We start from the raw sequence: 18,548 nt of genomic DNA, 5'->3' as shown, positions 1-18,548 counted from the left end.
CCCGGAGCCTCCGGTGCGGGCACGCCCCCGGTACCGGGCGCGACGGATCCCGAGGGGCCGCACCACCCGGCCCGGTGAACCCACGGAGGCGTACCGAACCGGTGCGCCTCCGTCGCGTGGGATGCGGTGACGGGCCGCGCCCCGGACAATCGGGGAGGAGACACCGTCCGCGGACCCGCACGGCCGGAACCGAGCCCGAACGAGCCCCGACGCTCCCGCCGGTTTTCCGGTGTCCCCGGCGCCCGGCGCGCAACGCCGTCGGGCGGGGACCTCGACGTTTGGGCATCCTCGCCGGGGGGACGCGGAAGGCCCCGAAGGATGACTCCGCCGGAGGCGCCCCATGAGCCGACCTCGTGTCGTGATCGTCGGAGCAGGATTCGCCGGGTACCAGACGGCGCGCACCCTCTCCCGGCTGACCCGGAACAAGGCCGACATCGTCCTGCTGAACCCCACGGACTACTTTCTCTACCTTCCTCTGCTGCCCCAGGTCGCCGCCGGTGTCCTGGAGCCGCGCCGCGTCACCGTCTCGCTGACGGGCACCCTGCCGGGCGTACGGCTGGTGCTGGGCGAGGCCGACGACATCGACCTCGAAGCGCGGACCGTGCACTACACCGACCCCGAGGGCGACGGCGGCACCCTGTCGTACGACCGGCTCGTACTGGCCGTCGGCAGCGTCAACAAACTGCTGCCCGTGCCCGGTGTCGCCGAGCACGCGCACGGCTTCCGGGGACTGCCCGAGGCGCTGTACCTGCGTGACCACGTGACCCGGCAGATCGAACTCGCGGCCGCCGCCGACGACTTCAAGAACTGTTCCGCGCGCTGCACCTTCGTGGTGGTCGGCGCGGGATACACCGGCACCGAAGTCGCCGCGCAGGGACAGCTGTTCACCGATCAGCTGGTGCGCAGGCAGCCGCTCCGGGAGGGGCTGCGGCCGCGGTGGCTGCTGCTCGACATCGCTCCGCGTGTGCTGCCCGAGCTCGACGAACGGCTGTCGACCACCGCCGACCGGGTGCTCCGGGAGCGCGGTGTCGACGTGCGCACCGGGACGTCCGTCGAGGAGGCCACGTCGACCGGAGTGCGGCTGAGCGACGGGGAGTTCGTCGACACGCGGACCCTTGTGTGGTGCGTGGGCGTGCGGCCCGATCCACTGGTGGCCGGTATTGGGCGGCCGATGGAGCGCGGCCGGCTGCTCGTCGACCCGTACCTCCAGGTCCCGGGCCACCCCGAGGTGTTCGCCTGTGGTGACGCTGCCGCCGTGCCCGATCTGGAGAAGCCGGGGGAGTACACGGCGATGACCGCGCAGCACGCCTGGCGGCACGGCAAGGTCGCGGGTCACAACGTGGCCGCCTCGTTCGGTGTCGGCACCCGGCGGGCCTACCGCCACCGCGACCTGGGCTTCGTCGTCGACCTCGGCGGGGTGAAGGCCGCCGCCAACCCGCTCGGCGTCCCGCTGCCCGGGCCGCTCGCCGGAGTCGTCACCCGCGGCTACCACCTCGCCGCGATGCCCGGCAACCGGGTCCGGGTCGCCGCCGACTGGATCCTGGACGCCGTACTCCCGCGCCAGGGCGTCCAGTTGGGCCTCGTCCGCTCCTGGTCGGTGCCGCTGGAGTCCGCTTCACCGGAGCTGGCGCGGGTGGCCGGCGGCCCGGAGAAGCGAGTGGCTGCCGCCAATGGAGCCGCGACGCCTGCGGGTTCCGGCCCCGGAAGCCCCGGGGCGTCCGCGGCCAGGACGTCCGCCGTGCGAGACCCGGGCAACCGCCCGGTCCCCACATCGGACGACCACACGGTCCGGGATCCCAGCCGCCCGGGCACCGATGCCGACAAGCCCGCCGCCCCCGGCCCCCTACGCCCTGTCGAAGGAGAGTCATGAACACCCGTCAACTAACCGAACTGGGGCAGCAGTTGCGCGTGGACAGCGTCCGCGCGGCCGCCGCGGCGGGATCCGGGCATCCCACCTCCTCGATGTCCGCCGCCGACCTCCTGGCGGTCCTGTTCGCCAACCATCTGCGCTACGACTTCGACCGCCCCGCCCACCCCGGCAACGACCGCTTCATCCTGTCCAAGGGACACGCCTCGCCGCTGCTGTACGCCGCGTACAAGGCGGCCGGGGCGATCAACGACACCGAGCTGATGACGTTCCGCAGGCTCGGCAGCCGCCTCGAAGGGCACCCGACACCGCGCCGGCTGCCGTGGGTCGAGACGGCCACCGGATCGCTCGGGCAGGGGCTGCCCGTCGGCGTGGGCATCGCGCTGTCCGGCAAGCGGCTCGACCGGGTCGGCTACCGGGTGTGGGTGCTGTGCGGCGACAGCGAGATGGCCGAGGGCTCCGTCTGGGAGGCGGCCGAGCACGCCGGATACGAGCATCTCGACAACCTCACCGCGATCGTGGACGTCAACCGGCTCGGCCAGCGCGGCCCCACCCGGCACGGCCACGACCTCGACGCGTACGCCCGCCGCTTCCAGGCCTTCGGCTGGCACACCGTCGAGGTCGACGGCCATGACGTGGACGCGATCGACCGCGCGTACCGCGAGGCGGTCTCCACCGTCGGACAGCCGACCGCGATCATCGCCCGCACCCTCAAGGGCAAGGGCGTCGCGTCCGTCCAGGACCGGGAGGGCCTGCACGGCAAGCCGCTGCCCGACGCCGAAGAGGCGATCCAGGAACTCGGCGGGGTGCGCGACCTCCGCATCGAGGTCCGGCAGCCGCCCGCCGCCCGCATGCTCCACGCCGTACGCGCCGGGCACCTGGAACTGCCGCGCTACGAGACCGGTGACGAGGTCGCCACCCGCAACGCCTACGGGCAGGCGCTCGCCGCGCTCGGCACCGCGCGCGGAGACGTCGTCGCCCTCGACGGCGAGGTGAGCGACTCGACGCGCGCCGAGTTCTTCGCGAAGGAGCACCCCGACCGGTTCTTCGAGTGCTACATCGCCGAACAGCAGCTCGTCGCGGCCGCCGTCGGACTCGCCGCGCGCGGCTGGGTGCCGTACGTGTCGACCTTCGCCGCCTTCCTCACGCGCGCCCACGACTTCGTCCGGATGGCGTCCGTCAGCGGAGCCGGCATCAACCTCGTCGGCTCCCACGCGGGCGTCGCCATCGGGCAGGACGGGCCCTCGCAGATGGGTCTTGAGGACCTGGCGATGTTCCGGGCGGTGCACGGCTCGACCGTGCTCTACCCGTGCGACGCCAACCAGACCGCCAAGCTCGTCGCCGAGATGGCGGGCTGCGAGGGCGTCCGCTATCTGCGCACCTCGCGCGGCGAGATGCCGGTCCTGTACGGCCCGAACGAGGACTTCCCGGTCGGCGGCAGCAAGGTGCTTCGGGTCTCCCCGCAGGACCGGCTCACCGTCGTCGCCGCCGGAGCGACCGTGCACGAGGCACTGAAGGCCGCGGACGCGCTGGCCGCCGACGGCATCTCCGTGCAGGTCATCGACCTGTACTCGGTCAAGCCCGTCGACCGTCGTGCCCTGCGCGAGGCCGCCGAGCGCACCGGATGCCTGCTGACCGTGGAGGACCACCACGAGGAGGGCGGCCTCGGCGACGCGGTCCTCGACGCCTTCCTCGACGGGCGCCCCGTGCCCCGGCTGGTCCGGCTCGCCGTGCGCACCATGCCCGGCTCGGCCTCGCCCGAGGAGCAGCTGCACGCCGCCGGCATCGACGCCGAGTCGATCGCGGCGTCGGCGAAACTGCTGGTGGAGAACGCGATCGTGCGATGACGCGCCCCGCCCGGTACCTGCGATGACGCATCCCGCCCGGTACCTGCGATGACGCGTCCCGACCGGTCCGTACGGGACACGGACGTCCGGAAGGAGTGACCATGGCCGGCACACGGTCCGTACGGGCCGGGCGGCGGACCGTCGAGGTCCACCGGCCCGACAAGGTGCTGTTCCCCGGCGACGGTTCGGCGAAGGAGTACACGAAGGCCGACCTGGTCGCGTACTACCGGGAGGTCGCCCCGTACATGCTGCCGCACCTGCGGGGGCGGCCGCTGATGCTGGAGCGGTACCCGGACGGGCTCGGCGGGCCCCGGTTCATGCAGAAGAACGTCCAGGACCACGACCCGGACTGGGTCAGGCGGGTCGAGGTGGCCAAGGAGGGCGGCACCGTCGTCCACCCCGTGTGCGACGACACCGCGACCCTCGTCCACCTCGCGGACAAGGCCTGTCTGACCCTGCACCGATGGCTGTCGCGGATCTCGCCGGACGGCCGGGTCGACCGTCCCGACCGGCTGGTCTTCGACCTCGACCCCTCCGGCGACGACTTCGGGCCGGTGCGCGAGGCCGCCCGGCTGCTCGGCGAGCTGCTCGACGAACTCCGGCTGCCGTCCGCCCTGATGACCACCGGATCCCGCGGACTGCACGTCGTCGTGCCGCTCGACGGACGGCACGACTTCGACGAGGTACGAGGGTTCGCCAAGGCCGTCGCCGGCACCCTCACCGAGGCACACCCCGAGCGGCTCACCACGGCCGCCCGCAAGAAGGACCGCGGCGACCGCCTCTACCTTGACATCCAGCGCAACGCCTACGCCCAGACCTCGGTCGTCCCCTTCAGCGTCCGGGCCAAGCCCGGCGCCCCGGTCGCCACCCCGCTCACCTGGGAGCAGCTCGACGACCCCGGACTCGGCCCGCGCCGATGGACCGTCGCGGACGCCGTCGAGCAGGCCCGCACCAACCCCTGGGAGGGGCTGCTCCGCAGGGGGCGCGCGCTCGGTCCGGCCCGCCGCCGGCTGAACGCGCTGCGCGGCTGAGGCCCGTACCGGCCGGGGACGAACAACCGGCCGAGGAACGCATCGTTGGAGGTTTGGCCAACGTCCGCCGGGCCACTCGGATTCCGAGGTGGCCATGTCGAACACAAACAACACATCAGGTTCACAGAGTTCATCGAACTCATCCAAGAGCAAGCAGAAAGACGCGGCGGACGAGGACGTGCCGAGCCCCATGGAGGTGCTGCGCAACGCGCGCACCCAGCTCTCGGAGCTGACCGGAATGGTGGCCGAGTCCGTGTCGTCCTTCGAACGCACGGAGGACGGCTGGACGTTGCAGATCGAGGTCCTGGAACTGGTCAGGGTCCCCGACACGATGAGCCTGCTCGCCAGTTACGAGGCGACCTGCGACCTCCAGGGCGAGCTCACCGGCTATCGGCGTGTCCGCCGTTACGAACGCGGGAGGTCCGACTCCAACAGGCCCGGCGGCCGGTAGGCCACGGCCCCCTTTCTCCCGCTTCGCTCACACACCCGACAACAGACAAGGAGGCACGGTCGGCATGACCGTTGTCCCGGCACAACAGAGTGGCGGCGGAGGCGGCACCAGCGGCCTCTACGACGTCCTGGAACTCGTCCTGGACCGAGGGATCGTCATTGACGCATTCATCCGGGTCTCCCTCGTCGGAATCGAGATCCTGAAGATCGACGTGCGCGTCGTCATCGCCAGCGTCGACACCTATCTGCGCTTCGCGGAGGCGTGCAACCGGCTCGACCTGGAGGCCGGATCCAAGCGCAGCCCCGGACTCCCCGACCTGGTCGGCGAGATCACCGAGTCCGGCGCGCGAGGCAAGTCGAAGGGGGCGCTGTCCGGCGCCGCCGAGACCATCTCCGACGCGTTCAAGCAGTCCCGTGAGGAGAGCCAGGCCGAGTCCAGGCCGCGCGCCCGCAAGTCCACCGCGGCACGCCGGAAGGAGGAGCAGGAGTGAGTACGTACGTCTACGGCATCACGACCGGATCGCATCCTTCGCTCCCCGACGGCATGGAAGGCGTCGGCGAGCCGGCCCGGCAGGTGCGCATCATCAAGGAGGGCGACCTCGCCGCGGTCGTCAGCGACGCGCCCGAGGGGCTGCGGCCCAAGCGCAGGGACCTGCTCGCCCACCAGAACGTGCTGGCCGAGACCGGCGCGGCCGCCTCGGTGCTGCCCATGCGGTTCGGCAGCGTCTCACCGGACGACGCGGCCGTGGCCGGGGTGCTCGCCGAGCGCGCCGACCACTTCAAGGAGCGCCTGGAGGCGCTGTCGGGCAAGGTCGAGTACAACGTCAAGGCGACGCACGACGAAGAGGCCGTACTGCACCGGGTGATGTCCGAGAACCCGGAGGTCCGGTCGCTCACCGAGGCCAACCGTCAGGCGGGCGGCGGCAGTTACGACGACAAGCTGCGGCTCGGCGAGGTCGTGGTCGCCGCCGTGCAGCACCGCGAGGCGGAGGACGCCGCCGAGCTTCAGCGCGCCCTGGAACCGGTCGCCGCCGCGGTGAGCGTCGGACCGGAGTCCACGGGGTGGCTGGCCAACCTGTCGTTCCTCGTGGAGCGCGCGTCGGCCGAGGACTTCATCGCCGCGGTCGAAGAGGTCCGCAAGGCGCAACCGCATCTGGAGGTGCGGCTCCACGGGCCGCTGCCGCCCTACAGCTTCGTCGAACCCGGGCCGTCCGAGCCCGCCGAGACACACCACTGAGAGCCGAGAGAGCCGACACAGAGGAGTCGAGGACATGGGGCTGATCGGAGAGGTCCTGATGCTGCCGTTCGCCCCCGTTCGCGGCAGCCTCTGGGCCATGCAACAGGTAGTGGCGGAGGCAGAGCGCCAGTACTACGACCCGGCGGCGGTCCGTGCCGAACTGGCTCGCCTCGAGCAGCGGCTCGAGGCGGGCGAGATCGACGACGCGGAGTTCGACCGCATGGAAGACGAGCTCCTGGACAGGCTGGAGATCGCCATGACCAGGGGCACCGGAACAGGCAACAACGGGACGACACGATGAATCGATTGGGACTGGGCCTCGCGGTAGGGGCCGGCTACGTCCTCGGGCGTACCAAGAAGATGAAACTGGCGTTCGCCGTCGGCACGATGGTGGCCGGCAAACGGATGCACCTGAGCCCGCGGGCGCTCGCGGATCTGGTGTCCGGGCAGCTGCAGAACAACCCGCAGTTCAAGGAGATCGGGGACCAGCTGCGCGAGGACCTGCGAGGCGTGGGCAAGGCCGCGTCCGGAGCTCTCGTCGAGCGGCAGATCGAGGGTCTCGCCGACCGGCTGCACGGACGCACCGCACAGGTACGGGACCAGCTCTCGGGCGTGGTTCCGGATGTGCCCGGCGCCGGCGGCAGGCTCCGCGGTGACCGGGAGGACGAGCCCGAGGACGAGTACGAGGACTACGACGAGTACGACGACGTCGCGGAGCGGGAGTCCGCCGAGGACGTCGAGAGCGCCGAGGACGAGGAACGGCCACGGCCGCGCAAGAGGGCCCCGGCCAGGAAGGCCGCGAAGGAGGCGCCCGCCAAGAAGTCCGCCGAGAAGCGGAGCCCCCGCAAGGAGGCCCCGGCCAAGAAGACGGCGGCCAGGGCCGCGAAGAAGGCTCCCGCGAAGAAGACGGCCGCGGCGAGGACCGCCGGGCGCAGCGCCTCGCGGGGCCGGCTGCCGAGGGGAGGCGGCGACAATGACTGACACCCTCGGATCCGCGACCAAGCACGCGACCACGCACGCGAAGGACAACCCGCTCACCTCGGTCGCCCAGAGCGCGGCGGCCGACCGGCTCAAGGCGGAGGTCCAGGCGTATCTGGGCGCCCAGGCCCAGAAGCTGCTGGTCGGCGTCGGGCACAGGCTCGGTGCGACGACCGGCAAGCTCAACGACATCGCCGAGGGCAACAGTCCGGGCTTCGCCAAGCTGGCCCTCGACGGCGGCCGCAAGCTGGCCGAGGGCAAGGGGCCGCTGAGGTCCGCCGTGGAACTCGGCGCGGGCCGGGCCAAGGACAGCGTCGTCGGCGCGTTCAAGAACCTGACCGGCGGCAAGGGCAAGCGCAAGGGCGGCGCGGGCAAGAAGCCCACGGTCATCCTCGAGTACGTCGACGTCGGCGTGCCGCTGCGTACGGCCTACGACCAGTGGACCCAGTTCCAGGACTTCAGCACCTTCGCGAAGGGCGTCAAGAGCGCGAACCGCGGCGACGACACCACCTCGGACTGGCAGATGAAGATCTTCTGGTCCAACCGGAGCTGGAAGGCGAAGACCACCGACCAGGTGCCCGACGACCGCATCTCCTGGACGTCCGAGGGTGCCAAGGGCACGACGAAGGGTGTCGTCTCCTTCCACTCCCTCGCCGAGAACCTCACCCGGGTCCTGCTGATCGTCGAGTACTACCCCAAGGGCCTGTTCGAGAAGACCGGCAACATCTGGCGCGCCCAGGGCCGCAGGGTCCGGCTCGACCTCAAGAACTTCGCCCGCTTCATCACGCTCAAGGGCGAGGCGAGCGACAGCTGGCGCGGCGAGATCCGCGACGGCGAAGTGGTCGTCACCCACGAGGACGCGCTCGCGGAGGAGGAGGCCGAGGACACCGAGGCGTCCGACGAGCTCGACGACGGCGAGGAGACCGAAGCCGCCGACGAGACCGAGGCGGCCGACGAACTCCCCGAGGACGAGGAGATCCCCGAGGACGAGGAGGCCCCGGAGGGCGAGTACGAGGAGGAGGACCAGGAGGCGTACGACGACGAGCACGACGCGTACGCCGAGGACGAGGAACTGCCCGAGGAAGAAGTGGACGAAGAGGAGGCCGAGGCCGCCGAGCCCCGGAGCCGCCGATGACCACGGCCCAGCGCTTCCCCGACGCCTACGGCCAGCAGGGCAGCAGCGCCAACCTCGCCGACATCCTCGAACGGGTACTCGACAAGGGCATCGTGATCGCGGGCGACATCCGCATCAACCTGCTCGACATCGAGCTGGTCACCATCAAACTGAGGCTCATCGTGTGCTCCGTCGACAAGGCGAAGGAGATGGGCATCGACTGGTGGGAGTCCGACCCGGAGCTGTCCTCGAACGCGCGCCGCAACGAACTCTCGCGGGAGAACGCCGAGCTGCGCGCGCACGTCGCCGAACTGGAACGCGGTCGTGAGGTCGCCCCCGCGCGTGAGCGCGAACCCACGGAGGAGGAAGCTCAGGGATGAGTGGTCTGCGCTACGTCTACGCCGTCTGCCGCCCCTTCGGCACGCCGCTGTCGGCGCAGTTGACGGGCGTCGCGGGTGTTCCGCCCAAGCAGTTGACCCACCACGGCCTCGTCGCCGTGGTGGGTCATGTGCCGGAGGAGGACTTCGCGGAGGGGCCGCTGCGGGCCCATCTGGAGGACCTGGACTGGCTCAGTGCGACCGCGCGGGCGCACCAGAACGTGATCGACGCGCTCACCGTCGTCACCTCGCCGCTGCCGCTCCGGCTCGCCACCGTGTTCATGGACGACAGCGGCGTCCGCACGATGATGGAACAGCGCGAGGAGACCTTCCTGCGCACGCTCGACCGGCTCGACGGGCGGGTCGAATGGGGAGTGAAGGTCTACGTGGAATCCCCGGAATCCCCCGAGAATCCGGATTCCCGGCCGGCGCCCGCTCCCGCCAAACCCGTTTCGGGGCGCGACTATCTGAGGCAGCGGCGCGGTCGGCACAGGGCGAACGAGGAGAAATGGGAACAGGCCGAGGAATTCTCGCGCCGACTGCACGAAACCCTTTCCGGGTATGCGGAGGGCACCCGGATCCACGCGCCACAGAACGCGGCGCTCTCCCACGCGTCCGGCCGGAACGTGCTCAACGCCGCCTATCTGGTGCCGCGTTCGGAATCCGAGGCGTTCGTGGAACTGGTGGACCGCACGAAGGACGACTCTCCCGGACTCCGTGTCGAACTCACCGGGCCGTGGGCGGCCTACTCGTTCAGCGGGGAGGACTCGTGACCGTCGTGGAACGCCGGGAGATAGCTCTCGTCGACCTGCTCGACCGGCTGCTCGCGGGCGGGGTCGTCATCACCGGCGACCTCACACTGCGGATCGCGGACGTCGATCTCGTACGCATCGACCTGAACGCGCTCATCAGCTCGGTCAACGAACAGGTCCCCTCGCCCTGGAGGGAGTTGGAGTGAGCGACTTGAGTGACTTGAGCGGCGACACCGCCGGGAAGGCCCCGCGGAATCGGCTGGACCTCGATCCGGACACTGTGGAGAAGGACCTGGTCAAACTGGTGCTGACCGTGGTCGAGCTGCTGCGGCAGCTGATGGAGCGGCAGGCGCTGCGCCGGTTCGACACGGGGGATCTCACGGAGGACCAGGAGGAGCGGATCGGTCTCACGCTGATGCTCCTGGACGACCGTATGGCCGAACTGCGCGACCGCTACGGGTTGCGGCCCGAGGACCTGAATCTGGACCTCGGGCCGCTCGGACCGCTACTGCCGAGGGAGTAGAACCACCGGTGGATACGGAAATACCGGTGGAACTACCAGCGATACCAGCGGCCCCTGGAACCGCTCGCGCTCGTGCCGCGCACCAGGAATCCCAGTAGCCACACGACGATAACTATCAGTGCGATCCACCAGAGAATTTTCACCGCGAAGCCGGCGCCGAAAAGGATGAGCGCCAGAAGCAGTACCAGCAGGATGGGAACCATAGTTTATTACCTCCTACTGGCCGGGTTTCCCGGATCAAGGAAATCAGGCCGGTTTCCGGCAGAGAATTTCCCCGTGCAGGACGGAGAACCAGGAATCCTCCTGCCGGCCCCACTCCCGCCATGCCTCCGAGACCGCGTTCAGCTGCTCCGCCGTCGCGTGGCCGCCCTCGACGGCGCGGTCCGCGTACGCGGAGGCGACCGTGCGGTCCGCCCACAGGCCGCTCCACCAGGCGCGCTCCTCGGCGGTGGCGTAGCACCAGGTGCTCGACGAGCTGGTGACGTCGGTGAAGCCGGCCGCCAGCGCCCAGGACCTCAGGCGTCGCCCGGCGTCCGGCTCGCCGCCGTTCGCGCGGGCCACACGCCGGTAGAGGTCCAGCCAGTCGTCCATGCCCTGCGACAGCGGGTACCAGGTCATCGCCGCGTAGTCCGAGTCGCGGACGGCCACGAAGCCGCCCGGTTTCGTGACGCGGTACATCTCGCGCAGCGCCTGCACCGGGTCGCCCACGTGCTGCAGCACCTGGTGCGCGTGGACGACGCAGAAGGTGTCGTCCGGATACTCCAGCGCGTGCACGTCCGCGACCGTGAACTCGACGTTGTCCAGGCCCCGTTCGGCCGCCGTGGCCCGGGCCTGGTCCAGGATGCCCGGCGCGTGGTCGACGGCGGTGACGTGCCCGTCCGGGACCAGCTCCGCCAGATCGGCGGTGATGGTCCCGGGCCCGCAGCCGATGTCCAGGATCTTCATGTGCGGCTTCAGCGAGGGGAGGAGGTAGGACGCCGAGTTCACGGCCGTGCGCCAGGTGTGCGAGCGCAGCACGGACTCGTGGTGGCCGTGCGTGTAGACGGCGGTCTCCTTCGACATGGCGTCCCCATTCCCTCGTAACCCTCGTACCGGGCCTGCGGAGCTGCTCCGCGAGCGATACGTGTCACCGTACGCCGCCATGTCGAATGATGAGACCCACGTCTTGCTATACGGACCGCCCGTGGTCAGCGTCGCTGCTGGAGCGGCCGGTACACCGTCAGTGCCTCGGGGAGCTTCCGCAGTGTCACCTCGCCCTCCACGGTGGTGACCTCGCCGTCGTAGGCCAGCAGGGTGCCGGGCTCGACGCCCTCCACACGGAGCGCGCCGACGCGGACCGCCGCGTGCGCGGGGGAGCGGGTGAGCGGCCCGGCGACGGCCGCCGCGAGGAGACGTACGGCCGGGAAGCGGCCCCCGTGCACGACCCGGACGTCCAGGCGGCCGTCCGCGAGGTCGTAGCGGCGGGCGGGCACCGGACCCATCCGGTGGTACGTGCCGTTTCCGGCGAACAGGAGCCACAACGGGTGCTCCTTGCCGCTGAGTTCGGCCTTGAGGGGGTGCCGGTCGGCGCGCAGCACGCGCAGGGTCGCGACCACTCCGGCCGGCCAGCCGCCGATCCGCTTCGACCAGCGGTCCCGCTCGCGCACCAGCTCCGGATAGACACCGAGGCTGCACGTGTTGAGGAAGTAGCCCTCCGTGCCGTCGGCGGAGAACAGGCCCACGTCGACCCGTACGGCATCGCCTTCCTGCAGGGCCTGGCTCAGGTCGCGTACGTCCTCCACGCCCAGGTCCTGCGCGAAGTGGTTGAGCGTGCCGCCGGGCAGCACGGCGAGCGGGAGGCGATGGCGCAGGGCCACCGTGGCGGCCGCGTTCACCGTGCCGTCGCCGCCGCAGACGCCCAGCACCTCGGCGCGGGCCGCTGCCTTCTCCAACTCGGCCCGCAGGTCGGCCGGTTCGCACTCCACGAGCTCGGCGCGCGGCAGGGCGTCACCGAGGGCGCGGACGCGGTCCGAACTGCCCGCGGCCTTGTTGACCACCATGACGAGGCCTTCCCCGTCCGGCAGCGCGGGCGCGTCCGCGCGCGGTCGGCCGGGCGGGGGCAACTGGTCGCGGGTCGGCACCAGGCCGCGTACGGCGAAGGCGGCACCCGCGCCGAACGCCGCCCCGACGAGCACGTCGCTCGGGAAGTGCGCGCCCGTGTAGATACGGGAGAGGGCCACCGCGGCGGCCACCGGGGCCACCACCGCGCCCAGGGGACGGGACTCAAGGGCGACACCCGTCGCGAAGGCCGCCGCCGACGCGGAGTGCCCCGACGGGAACGAGGTGGTGATCGGCTGGCGCTTCAGCTGCCGGACCCTCGGTACCGCGTCCAGCAGGGGGCGCGGGCGGCGCACCGAGCGCTTGCCGAGGGTGTTGATGGTGGCCGAGGCCAGGGCCAGCGAGGCGACACCGCGGACGGCAGCGCGCCGGGCCCGCGGCGAACGCGTCGCCGCGAGCGCCGCGGCCGTGCCGAACCACAGCAGGCCGTGGTTCGCACTGCGGCTCAGCTTCGGCAGCAGCGGATCGGCGCCCGGCCAGTGCCGGGCCGCCACGGCCTCGAAGATACGGAAATCGAGGGCCAGGAACCGGTCGCGCAGGGCGTGGCCGGGGCCGGTGACGGTGAGGTCCAGGTCTGCGGTCATGCACCATCGTGTACCCAGACAGGGCTCCGCCGCGCATGTCGGTCCGACGAGAACGGGTTGTGTGGCCCGTCTGTCCTCCGTCCACCGCTCCGGTCTGCCGCTCGGATCCACCGGTCGCGTAACCCGTTTGCCGCGCGCCCCGCCCACCCCGGACAATGCCCAACCATGGGACATCTGGAAGCCGCGCACCTGGAGTACTACCTCCCCGACGGGAGGGCGCTGCTCGGCGATGTGTCCTTCCGGGTGGGCGAAGGGGCCGCGGTCGCGCTGGTCGGGCCCAACGGAGCCGGGAAGACGACACTGCTGCGGCTGATCTCCGGCGAGCTGAAGCCGCACGCCGGCACCGTCACGGTCAGCGGCGGGCTCGGCGTGATGCGCCAGTTCGTGGGATCCGTGCGGGACGAGTCGACCGTACGGGACCTGCTCGTGTCGGTCGCCCAGCCGCGGATCCGGGAGGCCGCCGAGGCCGTCGACCGCGCCGAGCACCTCATCATGACCGTCGACGACGAGGCCGCCCAGATGAGCTACGCGCAGGCGCTCTCCGACTGGGCGGAGGTGCAGGGGTACGAGGCCGAGACCCTCTGGGACATGTGCACCACGGCCGCGCTCGGCATCCCGTACGACAAGGCGCAGTTCCGCGAGGTGCGCACGCTCTCCGGCGGTGAGCAGAAGCGGCTCGTCCTGGAGGCCCTGCTGCGCGGCACCGACGAGGTGCTGCTGCTCGACGAGCCGGACAACTACCTCGACGTCCCCGGCAAGCGCTGGCTGGAGGAGCGGCTGCGGGAGACCCGCAAGACGGTCCTGTTCGTCTCCCACGACCGGGAGCTGCTCGCCCGCTCCGCCGAGAAGATCGTGAGCGTCGAGCCCGGGCCCGCCGGCGCCGACGCCTGGGTGCACGGCGGCGGCTTCGACACGTACCACGAGGCACGCCGGGAGCGGTTCGCGCGCTTCGAGGAGCTGCGGCGGCGCTGGGACGAGAAGCACGCCCAGCTGAAGAAGCTGGTGCTCAACCTGCGGCAGGCGGCCTCCATCAGCCATGAGCTGGCCTCCCGCTACCAGGCCGCGCAGACCAGGCTCCGCAAGTTCGAGGAGGCGGGACCGCCGCCCGAGCCGCCGCGCGAGCAGGACATCACCATGCGCCTGCACGGCGGCCGCACCGGCGTACGGGCCGTGACCTGCAAGGGGCTCGAACTCACCGGGCTGATGAAACCCTTCGACCTGGAGGTCTTCTACGGCGAGCGGGTCGCCGTGCTCGGCTCGAACGGCTCCGGCAAGTCGCACTTCCTGCGGCTCCTCGCGGGCGGTGACGTCACGCACACGGGGGAGTGGAAGCTCGGTGCGCGTGTCGTGCCCGGCCACTTCGCGCAGACCCACGCCCACCCCGAGCTGGAGGGGCGCACGCTGCTCGACATCCTGTGGTCCGAGCACTCCCAGGACCGCGGGGCCGCCGCGTCCCGGCTGCGGCGCTACGAGCTGACCGCCCAGGCCGAGCAGCGGTTCGACCGGCTCTCGGGTGGCCAGCAGGCCCGCTTCCAGATCCTCCTCCTGGAGCTGGAGGGCTGCACGGCGCTGCTTCTGGACGAGCCCACGGACAACCTCGACCTGGAGTCGGCCGAGGCGCTTCAGGAGGGGCTGGAGGCTTTCCAGGGCACGGTTCTCGCGGTCACTCATGACCGCTGGTTCGCTCGTTCGTTCGATCGATATCTGGTGTTCGGCAGTGATGGGCGTGTGCGGGAGTCGGCGGAGCCGGTTTGGGACGAGCGGCGGGTTGAGAGGGTTCGGTAGGCGTTGCCGGGTCGTTTGTTGTCTGCGGGTCGGATGGGGCTGGTCGCGCAGTTCCCCGCGCCCCTTGCGGGGCGCCCATGGTCCGGGATGTTCGTAGAGTGGAGGGAGACACGACGATCGGGGTAACGCCATGACCGGAGTCGACCCGGGCAGCCTGGACGATCAGCAGCTGATGAAAGAGCTGGAGACGATCCACCGCACCCGCCACGACACGTTGCTGCACGGCTCGAACGACGCGCTGCGCACGCACAACGTCCGGATGGCGGAACTGGAGGGCGAGTATCTGCGCCGGAACCCGCGCCGCCCGGTCGCCCTGGGCCGGACGCGGGCGGGGGCGCGGGAGAGGCATCCGGACGCGAGCCGGTGACGCCTGCGGCAGGCCTTGCTGAGGGACGGCGGCCTCGCTGAAAGGGTGCCTGCTCTGCTGAACGGGGTCTCCGGGCGTCTGCCCTGCTCTACGGGCGGTGGTCAGTGCCGTTTCAGGAACTCCGGCACAAACGCCTCGGTGAAGGCCTTGAGGTCGTCCGGTTTGCGGCTGGTGACGAGTGTCGCGGGTCCGGCCTCGCAGACGACCACCTGTTCGTCGACCCAGGTGCCGCCCGCGTTGCGGATGTCCGTACGCAGGCTCGGCCACGAGGTGAGGGTGCGGCCGCGGACCACGTCGGCCTCTATGAGCGTCCACGGGGCGTGACAGATCGCGGCGACCGGTCGGCCCTGCTCGAAGAAGTCCCGGACGAACGACACGGCCTGCTCGTCCATGCGCAGCACGTCCGGATTGGCCACGCCGCCCGGCAGCACCAGACCGGCGAAGGAGTCGGCCGAGGCGTCGCCCACGACCTCCTGCACGGGGAACACGTCCGCCTTGTCGAGGTGGTCGTACGCCTGGATCTGCCCCGGCTTCGTCGACAGCAGCACGGGTTCGCCGCCCGCGTCGTGGACGGCGTGCCAGGGGTCGGTGAGTTCGATCTGCTCGACGCCCTCCGGCGCCATCAGGAACGCGATGCGCATGGGTCTTCCACTTCCTTTCCGACCGCGGGGTCTGTGCGGGTCACGGGGGCTGTTCGGGTCACGCGTGGGCCCTGCCCCGGTGGCTGTCCGGGGCGGCGCGGCTGATCTCCGCGAGGGCCGACTCCGGGTTCTCGGAGATGGCCAGGTCGCCCAGGCTGACCATGCCGATCGCCCGGCCGTTCTCGACGACCGGGAGCCGGCGCACGGCGTGGTCGCGCATCAGCGCGACCGCCGCCGCCACCCCGTCGTCCGGGCCCACCACGACCGGATCGGGCGTGCACACCGACTGCGCGCTCACCGTCAGCGGGTCGACACCGTTGGCGACCGCGCGCAGCGCGATGTCGCGGTCGGTCAGGACGCCGAGGAGAGCGTCGTCGCCCGCCACCAGGACATCGCCGATGTCCTGGGCCCGCATGAGCTGAGCGGCTTCGACGAGCGAGGCGTCGGGGCGGACAGAGACGACGCCTGGCGTCATGACTTCCCTCACGAAAACAGCCATGGCTGTGGGCCTTTCCTGCGTTCCCCGGCGAAGGGGTACGGCTACGTCGGCGTGACGTCGCCCGCAGTACCCCTGAGACGGCAGGTCATGCGTCCGGAGCCGGCTCTTCGGGCGCCTCGGCCCCGCTCTCGGCGGAGCGCACGACGGCGTCGGCCAGTTCCTGCGCGTTGGCGTAGCGCACGCCGCCCGGCAGCCGCTCCACTGCTTCGACGAGCGTGTCCGGCGCGTACTGGGCCCGCAGGACGCCGATCAGCTCACGGGGAGCCGCGGGGAACGACGTACGTCCCAGGTGGCGCGCCAGATCGAGGCGGACGGCGGCCACCGAGCCCTGGTCCGAGCCCGGCGTCACCGGGCCCCCGGCGACCGGCGGATCGTCGTCGGCGATCGGCTCCGGATCGTGCCACTCCTCCACCCGGGTCGGACGGCCGGACCTCAGCAGGCCCTGCAGTTCGTGCTTCATCTCCTCGTCCCGGTGGACGCTGAGGCGGTTGCTGCCTCGCTCCATGTGTCCCTCCAGATGTTCGGGGGTGGACCCTCGCGTACCCGTCTGTCGAACATCGACACGGAGGGTTTGCGCCGGGGTTTGCAGTGGCGCGGGCACCGGCTTGTGCACAGGGGGTTTGTCCGCCCGGGACCGGGAGACTCGGTCTCCGCCCTCCACTGTGATCCCCTTGGGGAAGGACAGGACCATGGCGGTGCTCGCTGTGATCATTCCGGTCCTGATGCTCGGCGTCGTCCTGGCACTCGGCCGCTACGAGGAATGGCTGCTCCCGAACGAGGACTGGCCGCTGCCGGCTCCGCCCGTGCCCGTCCAACCGCCCGGCACGCCCGACGGCGCCACGCTCAGCCACTGAGTCACCGAGCCGGGCAAGCCGCGTTTGCCCGCGAAGTCGAGGGGCAGGCGAACACACAGTGCTTCGGACAGGAGGCACGTCCGTGGGAGCGGTGTATCCCCCACCACGGGTGTGCCCGTCCGGCTCGGGGTGCGCTCCCACGGTGACCGCCCATCCAAGGCACCACTCAAGGGAGTTGCACGCACCATGCGAACTCACGCGAGCGCCAAGCACCCCCACGACGACGCCCCGGACACCGCGGAGGACTTCCGCAGGCTCGCTTCGTTGCCTCCGGGACGGCTGCGCGACACCCTCCGGGAACAGATCATCGAGGCCTGGCTGCCCATGGCGAACCGCCTGGCAGGCCGATTCCGCAACCGTGGCGAGAGCCACGACGACCTGCGGCAGGTCGCCGCCATGGGCCTGGTCAAGGCCGTCGACCGCTACGACCCCGAACTCGGCAACGCCTTCGAGAGCTATGCCGTACCCACCATCACGGGTGAGATCAAGCGTCACTTCCGTGACCACATGTGGACCCTGCACGTCCCTCGCCGGGTCCAGGACCTGCGCAACCGCGTCCGCTTCGCCCGCCAGGACCTCTCCCAGACCATCCCGGGCCGGCGGCCCACGGTCGCCGAGATCGCCGAGTACGCGCAGATGAGCGAAGAGGACGTACGCACCGGTCTGGAGGCGCTGGAGAGCTTCACCGCGCTCTCGCTCGACGCCGAACTCCCTGGCAGCGAGGACGGATACTCGCTGAGCGACGCGCTCGGCTCGGCCGATCCGGCGCTCGACGTCGTCATCGACCGTGAGGCGGTCAAGCCGCGGTTGCAGGCGTTGCCCGAGCGTGAACGGGCCATCCTGTACATGCGGTTCTTCGCGGACATGACGCAGAGTCGGATCGCGGAGCAGCTCGGGATCTCGCAGATGCATGTTTCTCGGCTGATCAGCCGGTGTTGCAGCAGGTTGCGGGAGCAGGTTCTGCAGGACGTCGCGTAGGCCCCCGGCGGTTCGGCGGGGTACTACGGGTTGTGGGTATCTGCGGGTTTGTTGTCGGCTCCGGGCCGGTCGTGGCTGGGCGCGCAGTGCCCCGCGCCCCTTTCAGGGGCGCCCCAAGTGGCTCAGCGCCAGGGCGATGTGACGGGACATCATGTCCATCGTCTGGGCCTCCGCCATGGAGAAGGCCAGGCGGGGGCCGGTGCGGAAGAGGGTCAGGACACCCTGGACCGCGCCTTCGAGGGTGAGGGGGACGCAGAGGAGGGACGTGACGTTCGCGCGGACCAGGACGGGGGCGTCGGAGGCGTCGCGGCCGAAGGCGTCCGGGTCCTCCGGGCGTACCTGGAGGGCCGTGGAACCGCCGCGTGCCGCCTCGGTGAGGAGGGGGCACGCGGCGGAGTCCTGCGCCTCCAGGTCCTCGGCTCGTACGTCCCGTTGGTCCGCCGGTCCGAGGACGGTCGTACGGCACAGCCGTGCGGCCCCCTCGTCGGCCACCACCCAGTCCGCGAACCGCCCGTGCAGCACGCGGGCAGCGCGCTCCAGCACGGCGGCCCGGGTGCCGGCGGGCCC

The 18,548-nt window shown here is 71.1% G+C and carries 24 protein-coding genes; 17 read left to right on the top strand and 7 right to left on the bottom strand.

Annotation, left to right across the window (positions count from 1 at the left end; all coding sequences use genetic code 11):
* Positions 1–340 precede the first annotated feature (340 nt).
* From O3Q52_RS27875 to O3Q52_RS27815, 13 genes are all read left to right on the top strand, one after another.
* Entirely contained in the window at positions 341–1,870 is a 1,530-nt protein-coding gene (locus O3Q52_RS27875; protein WP_269651465.1) for an NAD(P)/FAD-dependent oxidoreductase, read from the top strand.
* A complete protein-coding gene (locus O3Q52_RS27870) occupies positions 1,867–3,714 on the top strand; it encodes a transketolase (protein WP_269651464.1) in 1,848 nt (615 codons plus the stop codon). The genes O3Q52_RS27875 and O3Q52_RS27870 overlap by 4 nt, the downstream gene beginning before the upstream one ends.
* Before the next feature lie 101 nt (positions 3,715–3,815).
* Entirely contained in the window at positions 3,816–4,745 is a 930-nt protein-coding gene (gene ligD / locus O3Q52_RS27865) for a non-homologous end-joining DNA ligase (protein WP_269651463.1), read from the top strand.
* 94 nt (positions 4,746–4,839) lie between these two features.
* A complete protein-coding gene (locus O3Q52_RS27860) occupies positions 4,840–5,196 on the top strand; it encodes a gas vesicle protein (protein ID WP_269651462.1) in 357 nt (118 codons plus the stop codon).
* A 64-nt stretch (positions 5,197–5,260) separates the two neighbouring features.
* A complete protein-coding gene (locus O3Q52_RS27855; protein ID WP_269651461.1) occupies positions 5,261–5,686 on the top strand; it encodes a gas vesicle structural protein GvpA in 426 nt (141 codons plus the stop codon).
* Positions 5,683–6,432, top strand: a complete 750-nt coding sequence (locus tag O3Q52_RS27850; protein WP_269651460.1) for a GvpL/GvpF family gas vesicle protein — start codon at positions 5,683–5,685, stop codon at positions 6,430–6,432. Before O3Q52_RS27855 ends, O3Q52_RS27850 begins: the two co-directional genes overlap by 4 nt.
* Positions 6,433–6,466: 34 nt before the next feature.
* Positions 6,467–6,733 (top strand): gas vesicle protein GvpG, encoded by a 267-nt coding sequence (locus O3Q52_RS27845; RefSeq protein WP_269651459.1) that lies wholly within the window; start codon positions 6,467–6,469, stop codon positions 6,731–6,733.
* Positions 6,730–7,413, top strand: coding sequence for a DNA primase (locus O3Q52_RS27840; RefSeq protein WP_269651458.1), 684 nt, complete (start codon positions 6,730–6,732; stop codon positions 7,411–7,413). Before O3Q52_RS27845 ends, O3Q52_RS27840 begins: the two co-directional genes overlap by 4 nt.
* Positions 7,406–8,545, top strand: coding sequence for an SRPBCC family protein (locus O3Q52_RS27835; RefSeq protein WP_269651457.1), 1,140 nt, complete (start codon positions 7,406–7,408; stop codon positions 8,543–8,545). Before O3Q52_RS27840 ends, O3Q52_RS27835 begins: the two co-directional genes overlap by 8 nt.
* Positions 8,542–8,904 carry a gas vesicle protein gene (locus O3Q52_RS27830; RefSeq protein WP_269651456.1) on the top strand — a complete coding sequence of 121 codons (363 nt, stop codon included), beginning with the start codon at positions 8,542–8,544 and terminating at the stop codon, positions 8,902–8,904. The genes O3Q52_RS27835 and O3Q52_RS27830 overlap by 4 nt, the downstream gene beginning before the upstream one ends.
* Positions 8,901–9,674: a GvpL/GvpF family gas vesicle protein gene (locus O3Q52_RS27825; protein WP_269651455.1), complete on the top strand. Its 774-nt coding sequence runs from the start codon at positions 8,901–8,903 to the stop codon at positions 9,672–9,674. Before O3Q52_RS27830 ends, O3Q52_RS27825 begins: the two co-directional genes overlap by 4 nt.
* Positions 9,671–9,859, top strand: coding sequence for a gas vesicle protein (locus O3Q52_RS27820; protein WP_143640948.1), 189 nt, complete (start codon positions 9,671–9,673; stop codon positions 9,857–9,859). Before O3Q52_RS27825 ends, O3Q52_RS27820 begins: the two co-directional genes overlap by 4 nt.
* 5 nt (positions 9,860–9,864) lie before the next feature.
* The gene (locus O3Q52_RS27815) at positions 9,865–10,176 is read left to right on the top strand and encodes a gas vesicle protein K (RefSeq protein WP_246574959.1); all 312 of its coding nucleotides are present in this window, start codon (positions 9,865–9,867) and stop codon (positions 10,174–10,176) included.
* Between the two features lie 32 nt (positions 10,177–10,208).
* On the opposite strand, the gene O3Q52_RS27810 is transcribed toward O3Q52_RS27815, so the two are convergent.
* From O3Q52_RS27810 to O3Q52_RS27800, 3 genes are all read right to left on the bottom strand, one after another.
* Positions 10,209–10,379 carry a hydrophobic protein gene (locus O3Q52_RS27810; protein WP_143640947.1) on the bottom strand — a complete coding sequence of 57 codons (171 nt, stop codon included), beginning with the start codon at positions 10,377–10,379 and terminating at the stop codon, positions 10,209–10,211.
* Between the two features lie 43 nt (positions 10,380–10,422).
* Positions 10,423–11,238, bottom strand: a complete 816-nt coding sequence (locus O3Q52_RS27805) for a class I SAM-dependent methyltransferase (protein ID WP_269651454.1) — start codon at positions 11,236–11,238, stop codon at positions 10,423–10,425.
* Between the two features lie 125 nt (positions 11,239–11,363).
* A complete protein-coding gene (locus O3Q52_RS27800; protein ID WP_269651453.1) occupies positions 11,364–12,857 on the bottom strand; it encodes a bifunctional phosphatase PAP2/diacylglycerol kinase family protein in 1,494 nt (497 codons plus the stop codon).
* 165 nt (positions 12,858–13,022) lie between these two features.
* Here O3Q52_RS27800 and O3Q52_RS27795 point away from each other — a divergent pair, with 165 nt between their 5' ends.
* Positions 13,023–14,642, top strand: coding sequence for an ABC-F family ATP-binding cassette domain-containing protein (locus O3Q52_RS27795; RefSeq protein WP_055615373.1), 1,620 nt, complete (start codon positions 13,023–13,025; stop codon positions 14,640–14,642).
* A gap of 130 nt (positions 14,643–14,772) precedes the next feature.
* Entirely contained in the window at positions 14,773–15,009 is a 237-nt protein-coding gene (locus O3Q52_RS27790; protein ID WP_189840931.1) for a DUF6158 family protein, read from the top strand.
* Positions 15,010–15,110: 101 nt separating this feature from the next.
* On the opposite strand, the gene O3Q52_RS27785 is transcribed toward O3Q52_RS27790, so the two are convergent.
* From O3Q52_RS27785 to O3Q52_RS27775, 3 genes are all read right to left on the bottom strand, one after another.
* Positions 15,111–15,650 (bottom strand): type 1 glutamine amidotransferase domain-containing protein, encoded by a 540-nt coding sequence (locus tag O3Q52_RS27785; RefSeq protein ID WP_269651452.1) that lies wholly within the window; start codon positions 15,648–15,650, stop codon positions 15,111–15,113.
* Positions 15,651–15,708: 58 nt separating this feature from the next.
* Positions 15,709–16,149, bottom strand: coding sequence for a CBS domain-containing protein (locus O3Q52_RS27780; protein ID WP_269651451.1), 441 nt, complete (start codon positions 16,147–16,149; stop codon positions 15,709–15,711).
* 85 nt (positions 16,150–16,234) lie between these two features.
* On the bottom strand, positions 16,235–16,654 hold the full coding sequence (locus O3Q52_RS27775; RefSeq protein WP_269651450.1) for a DUF2795 domain-containing protein: 420 nt from the start codon (positions 16,652–16,654) through the stop codon (positions 16,235–16,237).
* Between the two features lie 184 nt (positions 16,655–16,838).
* Here O3Q52_RS27775 and O3Q52_RS27770 point away from each other — a divergent pair, with 184 nt between their 5' ends.
* The gene (locus O3Q52_RS27770) at positions 16,839–17,003 is read left to right on the top strand and encodes a hypothetical protein (protein WP_269651449.1); all 165 of its coding nucleotides are present in this window, start codon (positions 16,839–16,841) and stop codon (positions 17,001–17,003) included.
* Between the two features lie 186 nt (positions 17,004–17,189).
* Positions 17,190–17,981: an RNA polymerase sigma factor SigF gene (locus tag O3Q52_RS27765; RefSeq protein ID WP_269651448.1), complete on the top strand. Its 792-nt coding sequence runs from the start codon at positions 17,190–17,192 to the stop codon at positions 17,979–17,981.
* Positions 17,982–18,083: 102 nt separating this feature from the next.
* Here O3Q52_RS27765 and O3Q52_RS27760 read toward each other — a convergent pair.
* Positions 18,084–18,548 (bottom strand): GAF domain-containing protein (locus O3Q52_RS27760; protein WP_269651447.1); only part of this gene is annotated, 465 nt, incomplete at its 5' end.

Source organism: Streptomyces sp. ActVer, assembly GCF_027270795.1.
Lineage (GTDB): Bacteria > Actinomycetota > Actinomycetes > Streptomycetales > Streptomycetaceae > Streptomyces > Streptomyces umbrinus_A.
Note: the sequence above shows the minus strand (reverse complement) of the source record. Positions and strands in the feature narration are given on the sequence as shown.

Excerpts from the sequence above, each read along its gene's own strand:
- O3Q52_RS27795 (WP_055615373.1), top strand. The coding sequence starts at position 13,023 with ATGGGACATCTGGAAGCCGCGCACCTGGAGTACTACCTCCCCGACGGG.
- O3Q52_RS27765 (WP_269651448.1), top strand. The coding sequence starts at position 17,190 with ATGCGAACTCACGCGAGCGCCAAGCACCCCCACGACGACGCCCCGGAC.
- ligD (WP_269651463.1), top strand. The coding sequence starts at position 3,816 with ATGGCCGGCACACGGTCCGTACGGGCCGGGCGGCGGACCGTCGAGGTC.
- O3Q52_RS27810 (WP_143640947.1), bottom strand. The coding sequence starts at position 10,379 with ATGGTTCCCATCCTGCTGGTACTGCTTCTGGCGCTCATCCTTTTCGGC.
- O3Q52_RS27845 (WP_269651459.1), top strand. The coding sequence starts at position 6,467 with ATGGGGCTGATCGGAGAGGTCCTGATGCTGCCGTTCGCCCCCGTTCGC.
- O3Q52_RS27855 (WP_269651461.1), top strand. The coding sequence starts at position 5,261 with ATGACCGTTGTCCCGGCACAACAGAGTGGCGGCGGAGGCGGCACCAGC.
- O3Q52_RS27825 (WP_269651455.1), top strand. The coding sequence starts at position 8,901 with ATGAGTGGTCTGCGCTACGTCTACGCCGTCTGCCGCCCCTTCGGCACG.
- O3Q52_RS27800 (WP_269651453.1), bottom strand. The coding sequence starts at position 12,857 with ATGACCGCAGACCTGGACCTCACCGTCACCGGCCCCGGCCACGCCCTG.
- O3Q52_RS27835 (WP_269651457.1), top strand. The coding sequence starts at position 7,406 with ATGACTGACACCCTCGGATCCGCGACCAAGCACGCGACCACGCACGCG.
- O3Q52_RS27830 (WP_269651456.1), top strand. The coding sequence starts at position 8,542 with ATGACCACGGCCCAGCGCTTCCCCGACGCCTACGGCCAGCAGGGCAGC.
- O3Q52_RS27840 (WP_269651458.1), top strand. The coding sequence starts at position 6,730 with ATGAATCGATTGGGACTGGGCCTCGCGGTAGGGGCCGGCTACGTCCTC.
- O3Q52_RS27780 (WP_269651451.1), bottom strand. The coding sequence starts at position 16,149 with ATGGCTGTTTTCGTGAGGGAAGTCATGACGCCAGGCGTCGTCTCTGTC.
- O3Q52_RS27775 (WP_269651450.1), bottom strand. The coding sequence starts at position 16,654 with ATGGAGCGAGGCAGCAACCGCCTCAGCGTCCACCGGGACGAGGAGATG.
- O3Q52_RS27860 (WP_269651462.1), top strand. The coding sequence starts at position 4,840 with ATGTCGAACACAAACAACACATCAGGTTCACAGAGTTCATCGAACTCA.
- O3Q52_RS27770 (WP_269651449.1), top strand. The coding sequence starts at position 16,839 with ATGGCGGTGCTCGCTGTGATCATTCCGGTCCTGATGCTCGGCGTCGTC.
- O3Q52_RS27870 (WP_269651464.1), top strand. The coding sequence starts at position 1,867 with ATGAACACCCGTCAACTAACCGAACTGGGGCAGCAGTTGCGCGTGGAC.
- O3Q52_RS27805 (WP_269651454.1), bottom strand. The coding sequence starts at position 11,238 with ATGTCGAAGGAGACCGCCGTCTACACGCACGGCCACCACGAGTCCGTG.
- O3Q52_RS27790 (WP_189840931.1), top strand. The coding sequence starts at position 14,773 with ATGACCGGAGTCGACCCGGGCAGCCTGGACGATCAGCAGCTGATGAAA.
- O3Q52_RS27785 (WP_269651452.1), bottom strand. The coding sequence starts at position 15,650 with ATGCGCATCGCGTTCCTGATGGCGCCGGAGGGCGTCGAGCAGATCGAA.
- O3Q52_RS27875 (WP_269651465.1), top strand. The coding sequence starts at position 341 with ATGAGCCGACCTCGTGTCGTGATCGTCGGAGCAGGATTCGCCGGGTAC.